This is a genomic window from Proteus vulgaris (assembly GCF_023100685.1).
GTDB lineage: Bacteria > Pseudomonadota > Gammaproteobacteria > Enterobacterales > Enterobacteriaceae > Proteus.
In genome coordinates this window covers 703446-717049 of the sequence record NZ_CP090064.1, presented here as the reverse complement: position 1 = coordinate 717049, position 13604 = coordinate 703446, and the positions used below count along the sequence as shown (strand labels likewise).

At 40.5% G+C, this 13604-nt stretch carries 14 protein-coding genes; 1 reads left to right on the top strand and 13 read right to left on the bottom strand.

Features of this window, described 5'->3' with window-relative positions; genetic code table 11:
- Window positions 1–30: 30 nt before the first annotated feature.
- Window positions 31–732 (bottom strand): DAPG hydrolase family protein, encoded by a 702-nt coding sequence (locus LW139_RS03420; protein WP_227336431.1) that lies wholly within the window; start codon window positions 730–732, stop codon window positions 31–33.
- Between the two features lie 92 nt (window positions 733–824).
- Between LW139_RS03420 and LW139_RS03415 the strand changes: the two genes are divergently transcribed.
- Complete coding sequence (locus LW139_RS03415) at window positions 825–1463, top strand: TetR/AcrR family transcriptional regulator (protein ID WP_227336430.1); 639 nt, start codon at window positions 825–827, stop codon at window positions 1461–1463.
- A 77-nt stretch (window positions 1464–1540) separates the two neighbouring features.
- On the opposite strand, the gene yedF is transcribed toward LW139_RS03415, so the two are convergent.
- From yedF to hybO, 12 genes are all read right to left on the bottom strand, one after another.
- Window positions 1541–1783 (bottom strand): sulfurtransferase-like selenium metabolism protein YedF, encoded by a 243-nt coding sequence (gene yedF / locus LW139_RS03410; protein ID WP_006535172.1) that lies wholly within the window; start codon window positions 1781–1783, stop codon window positions 1541–1543.
- Window positions 1780–3006 (bottom strand): selenium metabolism membrane protein YedE/FdhT, encoded by a 1227-nt coding sequence (gene yedE, locus LW139_RS03405; protein ID WP_166539461.1) that lies wholly within the window; start codon window positions 3004–3006, stop codon window positions 1780–1782. The genes yedF and yedE overlap by 4 nt, the downstream gene beginning before the upstream one ends.
- A gap of 209 nt (window positions 3007–3215) precedes the next feature.
- On the bottom strand, window positions 3216–4235 hold the full coding sequence (hypE, locus tag LW139_RS03400) for a hydrogenase expression/formation protein HypE (protein WP_247850627.1): 1020 nt from the start codon (window positions 4233–4235) through the stop codon (window positions 3216–3218).
- Window positions 4232–5368 carry a hydrogenase formation protein HypD gene (gene hypD, locus LW139_RS03395; RefSeq protein WP_075674243.1) on the bottom strand — a complete coding sequence of 379 codons (1137 nt, stop codon included), beginning with the start codon at window positions 5366–5368 and terminating at the stop codon, window positions 4232–4234. Before hypD ends, hypE begins: the two co-directional genes overlap by 4 nt.
- Window positions 5355–5621, bottom strand: coding sequence for a hydrogenase maturation factor HybG (gene hybG, locus LW139_RS03390; protein ID WP_072069437.1), 267 nt, complete (start codon window positions 5619–5621; stop codon window positions 5355–5357). Before hybG ends, hypD begins: the two co-directional genes overlap by 14 nt.
- Window positions 5612–6847: a hydrogenase nickel incorporation protein HypB gene (gene hypB / locus LW139_RS03385; RefSeq protein ID WP_247850626.1), complete on the bottom strand. Its 1236-nt coding sequence runs from the start codon at window positions 6845–6847 to the stop codon at window positions 5612–5614. Before hypB ends, hybG begins: the two co-directional genes overlap by 10 nt.
- A 62-nt stretch (window positions 6848–6909) precedes the next feature.
- Window positions 6910–7404, bottom strand: coding sequence for a hydrogenase-2 assembly chaperone (gene hybE / locus LW139_RS03380; RefSeq protein WP_166539458.1), 495 nt, complete (start codon window positions 7402–7404; stop codon window positions 6910–6912).
- Entirely contained in the window at window positions 7401–7889 is a 489-nt protein-coding gene (locus tag LW139_RS03375; protein WP_109408036.1) for a HyaD/HybD family hydrogenase maturation endopeptidase, read from the bottom strand. Before LW139_RS03375 ends, hybE begins: the two co-directional genes overlap by 4 nt.
- A complete protein-coding gene (gene hybC / locus LW139_RS03370) occupies window positions 7889–9592 on the bottom strand; it encodes a hydrogenase 2 large subunit (RefSeq protein WP_166539457.1) in 1704 nt (567 codons plus the stop codon). The genes LW139_RS03375 and hybC overlap by 1 nt, the downstream gene beginning before the upstream one ends.
- On the bottom strand, window positions 9589–10770 hold the full coding sequence (hybB, locus tag LW139_RS03365) for a Ni/Fe-hydrogenase cytochrome b subunit (RefSeq protein ID WP_109408038.1): 1182 nt from the start codon (window positions 10768–10770) through the stop codon (window positions 9589–9591). The genes hybC and hybB overlap by 4 nt, the downstream gene beginning before the upstream one ends.
- Window positions 10757–11770, bottom strand: coding sequence for a hydrogenase 2 operon protein HybA (gene hybA, locus LW139_RS03360; protein WP_036911746.1), 1014 nt, complete (start codon window positions 11768–11770; stop codon window positions 10757–10759). Before hybA ends, hybB begins: the two co-directional genes overlap by 14 nt.
- Window positions 11767–12891 (bottom strand): hydrogenase 2 small subunit, encoded by a 1125-nt coding sequence (hybO, locus tag LW139_RS03355; protein ID WP_072069443.1) that lies wholly within the window; start codon window positions 12889–12891, stop codon window positions 11767–11769. Before hybO ends, hybA begins: the two co-directional genes overlap by 4 nt.
- Between the last annotated feature and the right edge of the window lie 713 nt (window positions 12892–13604).

Genomic DNA, 13604 nt, shown 5'->3' with positions numbered 1-13604 from the left:
CTACAACTTGAAGTATGACGAGTATTGTTATTACCAAGGCAATGCGCCCTTCTCCCCATTCGCATGCTCACCGTAATACAATGACGGCAAGAAACGAGAAAGATAAGTAAACTCGTTATAACAGTGCTGCAATAACCCAAAAGCTATCTCATCCGATAATTCCACTGCTGGATTTTCTAATGAGTGACCTAAATAAAAACGGCTTCTTAATACACATCCCCAATCCGTATCTCGCGTTAAATGCACCATTTTACCATCGGTAGGATCACCATTTTCATCGGTTTGCACATCAGAGCCAAAACCGATAGTGGCACATACTGCACCAGAAAGTGCGCCTGTTTTATAGGCTTCTTCTAACAATGCGTTATCAAAAAAATCTTTCGCATCATGGAATTTAAGTTGTGCTCCAACAGGTGGAATATCACCTAAGGACTCAACTGCCTTAATTGATGCACCGATATAACTCTTTCCTTTTATCCATTTATCATCCCAACCATTGTGAGCAACATGATCATGAGGATGCCACCAGCGAATATGTTGTGATGTTTCAAAAAAGGTAAACCACCACTCTAGCATTTTACCTTTACAACCATGCAAATCGGTACGTACTGCAACTGTTAAATGCCCAGCGTCATCCCTTTCAATTCCCATTTCTAAGCGTAATGGCGCGGGTGATAAAAGCTCGTTAATGTCATTTAAAGCCCAAGGTAAATGTAATGTTTGTTTTTTCATTTTTTCAACTCCGACAATTAGGAAACTCAATTAGTTTCCTAATTGTTTTATCCCTATAGAGTGATAAAATCAACTAAAAAAGAGGCTAAAAAATGACAGATAGCAAAATTAATCAAAAACGAGGACGCCCTGCCCGCCCTCAAGAAGAGATCCGCCAAGAAATATATGAAGCGACCATAAGTTTGCTTTTGGAGCAGGGTTACAGCGCAACAACCATTGATGCAATTGCAAAACAAGCAAGCATTGCCAAAAAAACGATTTATCGTTTTACCAAAGATAAAGAAGATTTAGTGGAACAAATTGTGTTGTCATGGACAGACAGTTTCGTCGCTATTTTTCATGATAAGGCCACTGATTTTGATGAGTTTATCCTGTTGTTATCACAACATTTAAACAGCATGGTTCAAACGGTACTTAATCATAAAGCCGTCGGTTTATATAAGTTATTACAAGAGGATTTTCCTAGCCGTGAAGTGCTTATGGAAAAATATCAACGCAGTGGGATATTAAGAGGACGCAGTTTACTCACGCAGTGGTTACAGCAACAAGAAAAAAACGGAATAATTAGATCTTACGACTATGCTACATTAAGTGATCTTTTATTAGCCATGGTGATCGCAGAGCCTTTACGACAAATTGCATTAGGGATCGTTCCACCGACACCAAAATCAAATTTTGATCTACGAATTCAGCAAGCGATACAACTCATTACACCAGTGTTAAAACCTTAGAAATAAAAACAGCAAGCCACCTTTTATTGATGCACTTGCTGCTTCTATTGCTAGTCTTTCAACAAAATAATCTGAAATTATTTTTGAATTAAATAACGGATCGTCGGACCATCTTGTTGAATATCTAATACGGTATATCCGTAATTTTTAGCATCAAGCGGAATATTGTTGATTGATTGAGGGCAATCACTCACCACTTCTAATATTTCGCCTTTTTTCAGTGATGGCATGGCTTCAAGTGTTGCCACCGCAGGATAAGGACAAGGTTCACCGACCATATCTAGACGATAATCAGGAATAATAGTGTCTTTCTGGCTCATGCGATTTCCTTATTAATCTGCGTTGAAATAGATTGTGCTTGTTGGGCTTTTTTACGGAAAAAGTGTTTTTCCCACCAAAGTAATAACACAAATGACACACCAAGCATTAGATACGTCACACCTAATCCCCCCACAGGGCCAAAGGTATCAAGTAAATTAATCTTGTCATAATCCGTTGCGATCACTGAGGCAAAATCATCCCAGTAGTAAGCTAATAATGTAGAACCGATAACGTTACCCAATCCAACCCACCAAAAGTGAATTTGACCTTCCACTGCACGATACATCCAGCCAGTTTCACATCCACCAGCAAGTACAATACCGAAACCAAAGAGTAAACCACCAATGACAGCATTCGGCCCTGCCCACATAATTTTAGGTGCAGCACCTAATTGGACATAGCTGAAGATCCCAATCGCGCTCACTGCCATACCAATAATAATCGCTTTTGCCATATGGGTTCTGCCCGTTATCCATAAATCACGGAAAGCAGAAGTAAAACAGATTTGCGCTCGTTCGATTAAAATACCAAAACCAATACCGCCTAACATAGCAAAGCCTAGTTTTGGTGAATCAAAAAGAATAATTAAAGACCACGCAATCATGGCAAAAAAGATAACCATTCCCAATCTAAAGCGACGTTTTGCACGTTGTTTATCTTGAGTAATCGGTGAAGCTTGACTGACTTTTTGTAGTTTTACGGGAATACGAAACAGTGGCATCAATGAAAGCTTGGCACCAAAATAAGAACCGATTGCCGTTGCAACCGCAAAAAACCAAGCATGTAAAGAGAACTGAGGAATACCCGTAAAGAAAGCCGCAAGGTTACATCCCATTGCTAGACGAGCACCAAAACCAGCGATGATCCCGCCAAGCACAGCTTGAAAAATACGAATTTTATGTTGAGGATGGCGAAGTTTGACGTTGTTGGCCCAAAGAGCAGCCATAATACAACCTCCAAACATCCCGATAATCATCACACCATCAATACGCGTTAATGGCGTACCTTCAAGGCCGATAATTTTAAAATAACCCCATTCTTCAGGATGAGCACCAAACCATTGCATTACGTGGCCGCCCCAACGAGTAAATTCCCCCGTGACAGCCCAAAAAGTGCCGGTTAAACCAAAGTAGTAAGTTGATAAGATACCTGCCGCAATAACAGCTGGAAGAGGCTTCCAAAAACGGATCAGGTATTGAGATTTAAATTCTGACCAAGACATGTTTTTTCCTAGAGCTTACCTCTACGAGAGACCCTCTCCACGCAGTAGGACTGGCCGAACATGTTACTCCAATAATTTTTTTATCAAAGAGTCAGTATTCAGATAAATGAAGGAAATTTGCGTTATAACAAAGTTTTTGTAACAGATAGATAACTTATCCCACTTATAAATTCAGCATAATTTTTATTTATAAGTGGGGGAAGAAGTGCTTAGCAAATACGAGGTAAAGGCTCGTTATAAGGTAAATCAAGAATGCGACTTGTACCGAAAATCCCAGTTAAACGAATATAGTTATCCGTTGTCACTTCACCGATAGTACAAGCATCTTTACCTAAAGGGTGTTGATGTAAAGCGTCAATAACTTGTGCTTCAGCGTCAGGTGATACCACTAAAACAATTTTACCTTCGTTAGCAAAATTAAGTGCTTCTAGGCCTAATAATTCGCACACACCACGAACGGCTTGTTTCATTGGCAATTTGCTTTCATGTACATTCATGCCACAACCGCTGGCTTGGGCAAATTCATGCAAAATGGCCGTTACTCCACCTCGAGTTGCATCACGTAATGCCTGAATACCTTCAATTTGGCGTAAAGGTGCAATCATTGGTTCAAGCACAGCGCAGTCACTTTGTAGATCCGCTTCTAATCCTAAATTTTCACGAAGATTAAGGATTGTTGCACCATGATCACCAATTGTACCACTCACTAAGATCTTATCGCCGGCTTTGATATTACTTGCGGCCCAATTAATTTGAGTTGGAATAACGCCAATGCCCGCAGTATTGATAAAGATCTTATCTGCGGCACCACGAGGAACCACTTTGGTATCCCCTGTGACAATTTGTATTCCTGCTTGTGAAGCGGCTTTTGCCATCGCTAATACAAGCACTTCAAGGGTTTCAAATGGCAACCCTTCTTCAAGAATAAAACCACATGATAGATAACGAGGTACAGCACCACCGACGGAGAGATCGTTAGCTGTACCGCAAACAGATAATTTACCAATATTTCCACCGGGGAAAATAATGGGATCGATAACATAGCTGTCGGTACTAAAAGCAAGACGATCGCCAAGAGCCGTTAACTCATTTAACGCGATCCGCGCTTGATCTTCTTTTTCATTTAATAACGGATTATCGAACGCTTTTAAAAACAGGCCTTCGATCAGTTGTTGCATACCTTGCCCACCATTACCTTGGGCTAAGGTGATTTCATCAGGTTGTTTCATATATTACCTTCACGGCGATACTGATAATAAGCCGCACATGCCCCTTCTGATGACACCATTAAAGCACCTAATGCGGTTTCTGGTGTACAGCTTTTGCCAAATAGAGGGCAATCCGAAGGTTTGCATCGTCCTGTTAATACATCGCCACAGCGAGATTGTGGATTATCTGCCACTTTCTGCGGTGCAGGTGTAAAACGTAATTCAGCATCAAACTCAGAATAAGCTGGTGTTAATTGAATACCTGACATTGGGATCTCACCCAACCCACGCCATTCACTGGTTTCTTTTAACATAAACACTTCGCTAAGTGCTTTTTGAGCCAACTTATTACCTTCATTCGGTACAATGCGACTATATTGGTTTTCAATACTTAAAACATAATCTGTATTTTCTGCTTTTGCTTTAAGTTGTTTAATGACCATCAGTATAGCTTGCAATAAGTCTAATGGTTCAAATCCTGTCACCACAAAAGGCTTTTCAAATTCATCACATAGCGGTTGATATGGTGTACATCCAATCACCATACTCACATGTCCCGGTGCAATAAAGCCATCAATGCGAACATCGTCTTGCTCTAGTAAACAACGCAAAGTAGGTACGATAGTAATGTGCTGACAAAATAGAGAAAAGTTTTTAAGTCCACGCAATTTTGCTTGTTGTAGCGTCATTGCAGTACTTGGCATAGTTGTTTCAAAACCTAAACCGAAGAAAACAACTTGCTTATCTGGGTTATCTTGTGCAATTTTCAGTGAATCAAGCGGTGAGTAAACAATACGAATATCGCTGCCTCGACGACGCGCATCCAGCATTGAACCATTACGACCCGGCACACGCATTGCATCACCAAATGTGCAAAAAATCACGTCAGGACGTGCTGCAATTTCTAAACATGCATCAATTCGTCCCATCGGTAATACACAAACGGGACAACCCGGCCCGTGAACAAATTCAATTTCTTCTGGTAATAAGCGATCTAAACCAAATTTAAAAATGGCATGAGTATGCCCACCGCACACTTCCATTATTTGTAATGGACGTTTAATAGGGTGAGGCCATTGTGAAATAGTTTCACGAATTTGGGCTAGTAAGGCTTTCGCAAGTTCGGGATCACGAAATTCATCAACGTACTGCATCATCAGCCTCTTCGAGGGTCACACCATAGACATGCTGTAATGCATCAAGAGTATCTTGTGCTTCTTGCTCATCAAGAATACTCATGGCAAATCCCACATGAATAAGTACCCATTTGCCTAATAATTCATTTGGTTCGCCTTCACATACCATTGAAATATTAACAGCACGTTTGACGCCACTGACTTCGGCATAAGCGAGTTGGTGGACGTCTTCGCCCACCTCAACAATCTTAGCTGGAACACCTAAGCACATAAACGACTCTCCAACCAAGCTAACCACTCTTCCATGCCTTCGCCTGTTGTTGCTGATAACGCGATAATTTCAATATTTGGATTAACACGGCGAGCTGATTCAATGCAAGCTTGAACGTCGATATTCAGATGTGGCACTAAATCAATTTTGTTGATAATCATTAAATCAGCCGCAGCAAACATATGCGGATATTTCAGAGGCTTATCTTCACCTTCAGTGACAGAGAGAATAGCCACTTTATGCTTTTCACCCAGATCAAAACTGGCTGGGCACACTAAGTTACCCACGTTTTCAATAAAGAGAACGCTGTTATCTTGTAAGCCTAATTGGTGTGTCGCATCATGCACCATTTGTGCATCAAGATGACAACCTTTGCCTGTATTCACTTGGATCGCAGGTACACCTGTTTCACGGATACGATCAGCATCATTGGTGGTTTGTTGATCGCCTTCGATCACGGCACAAGGGACACGTTGCGCTAACTGTTTTAACGTTTGTGTTAACAGTGTGGTTTTACCTGAACCAGGACTTGAAACTAAATTCAATGCCAACACATTTTGTTGTTCAAAATGTTCACGGTTATGAACAGCAATTCGGTTATTTTTATCTAACACATCCATTTCAATTTTCAGCATACGCTTTTGGCTAATACCGGGAGCATGTGTTCCTGCTTCACCTTGGCCATAATGCATATTCTGATTTTCAATCACTGGGCTAAATTGCTCTTCGTGCTCGTGTTCATGATCGTGGTCATGTGCATGATCGTGATCGTGGCTGTGAGAATGGTGATGAGAATGTTCATGGCTATGATCATGAGCATGGTCGTGATCATGACTGTGAGAATGATCGTGTTCATGATGAGCGTCATGTCCATGATGATGCTCATGGAAAACAGGAGTTTCATTTAGCTGTGTATCGTTATGAAAATGAAGATGAACATCACCACTGTTATGATAATAGTGGTGATGAACGATGATAGGCTGACCATTGGTTTCGTAGTTATGCTTATGCTTTTGTTCAGACTTATCAATATATTTATGAACAGTATTCGCTGGAGTAGCCTTGTGTTCATGATGGTGATCATGCCCATGATGGTCGTGATCATGATGATGACCGTGGTCGTGATGATCATGGTCGTGAGAGTGATGATGGTGGTGCTCATGTGAATGAGGCTCTACGCCTTCAATTCTGACATTGCCTTCGCCACAACCGCAAGTGCTACACATATTCTGACTCCTGTACTATTCAATAAGAAGAATGTGACTCTGTGTCGCGTAAAATTTCTACACTATGATCTTAACTGACCACGGAAGAGAGAACGACGACTTAAATCAACTTCTGCTACGGATTGTGTCTGAACAGGAAGAGAAAGTGCCATTTTTACACTATTTTCAACCAACTCAACAGCATGTTCACCTGTTAGGTGTCTATCAAGTGGTGACATTAATGAACAAGCAAGATATTGCATACCACCCGCAAGCTCACCCACAACAAACTTAATCTGTCCACAAGGTAATTCTAACCCGATACGATCACCCACTTTTCGATGTGGCCATTCTTGTGAAGGTCCCGGAAAGACGACAATCTCTAACATCCAAGGAGTAAGAACAGCTCCAATCCACTGATTTTCAAATAAAGTAAAGCCCCCTGCTTTTACGGGAATACCTTCGCGATAAAAAGGAAGCCCTCTCATCTCTTTTTCAGCAATTTCACTAAAACGTGTTTCAAGTTGCTCAACAGGCGGCTCGTCATATCCTAGAATATCCCAGCTTAATTCACTCATGCTGTTACCTCTTTAGGTGTGACAGGAATACCGTATTCACGCAAAATATTAACCACATGCTCTAATGCAATTTCCATTGATTTTTCACCAATGTCAGACAATGACATGCTTGGCTCTAATGATGCAGGTTCAATACCCACTAAAATAAGCTTACGAGGAAATTCATCCGTCATACGTAAAGCCATTAATACATCAGATAAACCTAATTGATGAGGAGAAATTTTCTGCGTAAAAAGTGCCGGAACATCATCATCATGTAAGATAAAAATACTACCCGGTTCATGATTACTTCTTACCGCATCGGCAACAATCAGGAGGTCTCTTGCTGCAATATCTTGCAAAATTTCCATACCTGATGTGCCACCATCAATAACATCGACGTTCTCTGGTAAAGAGAAGCGCTCTTCGAGCGCCTCTACTATACGAACACCAATGCCTTCATCGCTTAGTAATAAATTACCAATACCTAAGACGAGAGTTCGCATTATAATACCTTCACCTTACTTAGCTCTTTACCTGTTAAATCAACCATATGCACAGCACATGCCATACATGGGTCAAAGGAGTGGATCGTTCTTACCACTTCTAACGGTTTTTTCGGATCAGCAACAGGTGTACCCACTAGTGATAACTCATAAGGGCCTGGTTCATCATTAAAGTTACGAGGACCCGCATTCCATGTTGATGGAACTACTGCCTGATAGTTAGTGATTTTTCCGTCTTTAAACACAATCCAGTGAGATAACATACCACGAGAGGCTTCTTCGAAACCGACACCACGATACTCTTTACCTGGTTCAAACTCTGGTTTAATAAAGGCAGCTGTATCACCACGGCCGATATTATCAACCAGTGATTGCCATAAAGAAGCCAGTGATTCTTGTAACACACACGCATGGACGGTACGCCCAATAATGCGTCCCCAAGTCGATTCTAGTTGCTCTGTTACCAGTGTTTCATTGGTTAATTGAGTATAGATCTTGTTGATGTCGTTGTAGTTTCTAACCGTTCCTTCGTGCTTACCTGCTAAACCACACACTAACCATGCTAACGTACCGACTTCTACAGGCTTGCCGTAGAATGTAGGGGATTTAACCCATGAGTATTTATTGTTCTCATCCCAACCGGTGTATTTAGGACGAGTTAACCCTTCCCATGGTTTTAAAGGTTCATCATCTTCATACCATGCGTGTTTACCACTTTCTTCGATACCGTCTTTCAGGTTCTGATCTTTCCAGTCTTTAATTGGACGGTAGGTCGAGAAATCAACCCCTTCCATATAACCACCAGACAGTAAGAATTCCGTGTTATTACCATTAATTGGTAATTCAGGTACAGACAGATAGTAGTTTGCACCTTTACCGATTTTTAACCATTCAGGGTAATAAGCGGCGAAAATAGCAGTATCCACTTTATAAACTTGGTTAACGAAATCACCCAGCTTATCGATAAAGCTTTTCACGTACATTAAACGTTCTAGGTTGAGAACATTTGGTGCATCAAGGTTAATCGGGTTAGCCACACCACCCACGGCCAAGTTTTGGATATGAGGTGTTTTACCGCCCAAAATAGCCACAATACGGTTTGCATCACGTTGGCACTCAAGTGCTTGTAGGTAGTGGGCAACCGCAATTAGGTTAACTTCTGGTGGCAATTTCATGGCTGAGTGACCCCAGTAGCCATTAGCAAAAATACCTAACTGGCCGCTGTCCACTAAACCTTGGATTTTTTTCTGTACTTTTCTGAATTCTTCAGCAGAGTTCAGATGCCATTCAGAAACCCCTTTTAACATCGCTGATGCTTTTTCAGGATCAGCTTGTAATGCAGATGTGATATCAACCCAGTCCATCGCAGAAAGCTGATAGAAGTGAACGATATGGTCATGGATGATATGTGAACCTAAAATCAAGTTACGGATATACTGCGCATTCACAGGAATATCCATACCTAAAGCGTCTTCTACAGCACGTACTGAGGCAATTGCGTGAACTGTCGTACAAACACCACAAATACGTTGCACGATAATCCATGCATCACGAGGATCGCTTCCTTTTAGGATCTCCTCCATTCCGCGCCACATGGTACCGGAAGACCAAGCCTTAACAACTTTTCCGTTATCAATTTCACAATCGACGCGTAAATGCCCTTCAATACGGGTAATAGGATCAATAGTAATGCGTTGGCTCATGATTTAACCTCAGCCTTTTTTAATTGTATATTTGAGTCTGTTTGTGCAGGTAAAACCGGCAGTAAACGGATAATAAGAATGTAAGCTGTTACTTCAAATGCAACGAAACCAATAGAAATCAGCAATTCACTTGCTGTTGGGAAATAGTGGTAACCATTGCCTGGATTGTAAGCAACTAAAGAGTAGTTCATACGCCACATCGCTGCGCCGATTAAGATAAAGACAGCACAGACAAACAGCATTCTTGGACTACGGCGGTTATTATTTAAATGCATCAAAATAAGAGGAAGTAATAACAATGCACTTTCAGCAATAAATAACCATGAGAACATATCCCCATTTCCGATATAACTCAGTTTACCGTTCCAAATAACTTCGCCCCAGCGACAGACCAAGAACGCAATCAGTAACACTTCGATTACGCGTGTTAACTTGGTAAATAACGGTGTTTCATCATCATTCATGGTACGGCTTGCTTTTAGCAAAGAGCCTTCAAAAATAACGATAGTGAAACCAAGGAGGAAAGCCGTTAACAGAGAAAACAGCGGTAACATCTCATAAGATTGCCACAGTGGATGTACTTTCCAACCCGCTGAAATCATTAATGATCCCATTGAAGATTGGTGCATGGTTGGCAGTAAAGCACCAAGACCAATAATAAAGAACATCGCTTTGTTAAGACGTTTCAACGACACTTTCCAGCCTAAACGCTCTAATAACGCAGGTAAGAATTCTAATGCCATCACCATAATATAGATGGTCATACAGGTCGCTGTTTCAAACAACACTGAGTTAACGTTAAAGTATTGCGGCATAAAAAAGTGAGGCATGTTCCAATAACGACCAATATCAATAGCAATGGATAAACCACCTAATGAATAGCCGAACAAGCTCGCTAATAATGCAGGACGCACTAATGGGTGAAACTCGCCTTTATTAAAGACATAAACAGCCCATGCAAGTGCCCAACCGCCACATGCAAAGCCAGTTCCTATCAATAAGTCAAAAGCAATCCAAATACCCCAAGGATATCCCCCATTCAGGTCAGAGACATCACCCAGACCTAATACCAAACGCTTACCAATAAGAATAAAACCGAGCACAGCAAGCGGTAAAAACACTCTTACAGCGAGAGTAAATAACTTACCGCCAAGTGGACGAGGATCATGACTCGACATCGTTATCCTCCTTGTGGTGTTCTTGCTCTTGTTTTTTACTATTACGGTTAACCAAATAGGTGATCCCTGCTAGGGCCGCTATTGGTAATACCATGCCTTTATAAAGCGTGTGTTGAATATGTTCAGAACGCGCACCTGTAGATAATGGTGCTACTTCTGGCATACCTAAATTGTCAAAAGGTACCGCTGAAAGTACCATAACTTGCGTACCGCCACCTTCAAACTCGCCATAGATATGATCTTGATATTCAGGAATTTTATGCAGATAAGTATCGCCACCACTAATGGTTTGACGTGGGTAATGGTATTCCTCACCCGCTTTTTTCGCTAAACGACGTTTTGCTTCTTCAAGCAATTCTTCTCGTGTACCGAAAATAACCGCACCTGTTGGGCATACTTCAACACAACCTGGTAATAAGCCTTTGTCTAAACGCTCAACACCTTTTTGGTTACAAAGCTCACATTTATAGAGCTTACCAAATGGATCGTCATAATCGTATTTTGGAATGTTATAAGGGCATCCCACCATACAGTAACGACAACCTGTACAGATATCTGCGTGATAATGGACAATACCGGTTTTTGGATCTTTGGTTAATGCAGAAACAGGACAAACAGAAACGCAGTTTGCATCAACACAATGCATACATTGTTTCTTAATAAAGGCATAACCGTTTTCCAGTTGGTCTTTATTTTCACCAGTACCATCACGCCAAATTTGAATAATGTTATTTGTGTAAGGACTTAATTTGTCATTGTTTGACCAAATCGGATCACCATTGGCGTAAGTATCACCACGCTCCATTGGCTCCGGGTGATTGATTTCCTGACATTTTGTGACACATGCTTGACAGCCTACACATAATGTAGAGTCATAGAGCATACCGAGAGACCCAGGAATTGGGGGACGGTTCTGCGCCGCAGCATGACTCGCAGTGGGAGCCATTCCCGCAAGGAGAACCCCACCTGATGCCAGCTTAAAGAAATGACGCCTATTCACCGTTTATCCTCCTGTGAGGCTCCTGTGGCATTCTTGTCACGGCCTAATTGACGCACAGCCATCACACTGACACCGGCGACAGCACCTACGACAGCACCGAGCAAGCCCGCAGCACCATAAGACACACCACCACCTTCTTTCGCATTAACATCAGGTACTTGCGCTTTTGGTGTTGGCTGATAAACATTCGCTAATTGGAAAATACCTTTAGTAAAGCCAATCCCTTCTTCGTTACATCCGTAACAAGGATGACCGATACCCACAGGCCAAATTCCACCACCGACATCACAGAATTCCAATGTTGGGCAGTTACCATAGGTTTCAGGGCCTTTACAGCCTAAATGGTATAAACACCAACCTTGACGATGACCTTCATCACCAAATTCTTTAGCAAAACGACCCGCATCAAAATGAGGGCGACGTTCACAGTTTTCGTGAATTAAACGCTCATAAGCAAAAAGCGGTCTGTTTTTGCTATCTAACTTAGGCAATTTGTTGAAAGTAATAATATGTGCAACAGTTGCTAAGAAGTTATGTGGATTTGGTGGACATCCTGGAATATTAATAACAGTTTTACCCGGTAAAATTGCTTCCAATGATTTAGCACCTGTTGGGTTACCCCCAGTTGCTGGCACACCCCCCCATGCAGAACATGAACCAATTGCAATAATCGCAGCAGCCCCTTCAGCGGCTTCTTTGATATGCTCAAGAATAGGTTTTCCTGCAACCATACAGTAAACACCGCCATCTTTGTCTGGGATTGAACCATCGACAACGAGAACGTACTTACCTTTATATTTCTCCATCGCATTGTGTTTATTTTCTTCAGCTTGATCACCAAAAGCTGAAGAAAGCACTTCATGATATTCAAGTGCGATAACATCAAGCACTAGGTTTTCCAGAGTCGGGTGAGTTGCACGTAATAAAGACTCCGTACACCCTGTACACTCCTGAGCACCAATCCAGATAACGGGTGGGCGTTCAGATGACGCCATTGCTTCTGACATTTCTGCGGCTGCTTTGCCGCTTAATCCCATGGTAGCTGACAACGCAGCACACAATTTCATAAAATCGCGTCGGTTAATACCATGATGGGAAAAAACATTATTCCCCAAGGCCATATATCTCTCCTGATATGATGATTTTTAATTGGAATAATTTTAAAACACCGCCTTTTTAACACTCCGACACAATAATGACTTGATCATTATCAAGCGATAATTCATTAAAAAATAAATTATTCTTTTATGTGAGTAAAAACGTTTCAGCAATATAAGGTTTAATGTCTATTTTTTATATATTTCGTCATTTTAAAATTATTAAAATGCTATTTAATAATGATAATTTAAGTAGAAATAATTCTCATTACCTCAATAATCATGGGGGTGTAAAATTATTAATCATTATAAATCAGTAAGATATAAATCCATTAAAAAACACCCAATTTATAAGACAATATATTTAAAATAATACAAAATTAATAATTAATATTTTCAATTTTCTGGAAAATTTTATTAAAAATAAGTTTTAATATATTTTTTAATTATAATGATGACTCTTGTTTTCATATTATCAACCTTTATATTACATCATAAATAATGTTAAAAATTGCATTTCATAAACAAGAAATCATTACATTAATATATTTAATTTCAGCCTATTTTAATTACTAATTTATCCAATCTTCATTTGTTATTATTTTTTAATCATTATTACTCTGTTTACTTTTCAATCAAAAATTAACCTATTTTTCTTATCATTTTTCATATAGTTATATGTATATTCGTTTTTGGAATAAGCTAATACCCTAGCGTAAAATCGCTATAAAATTAAA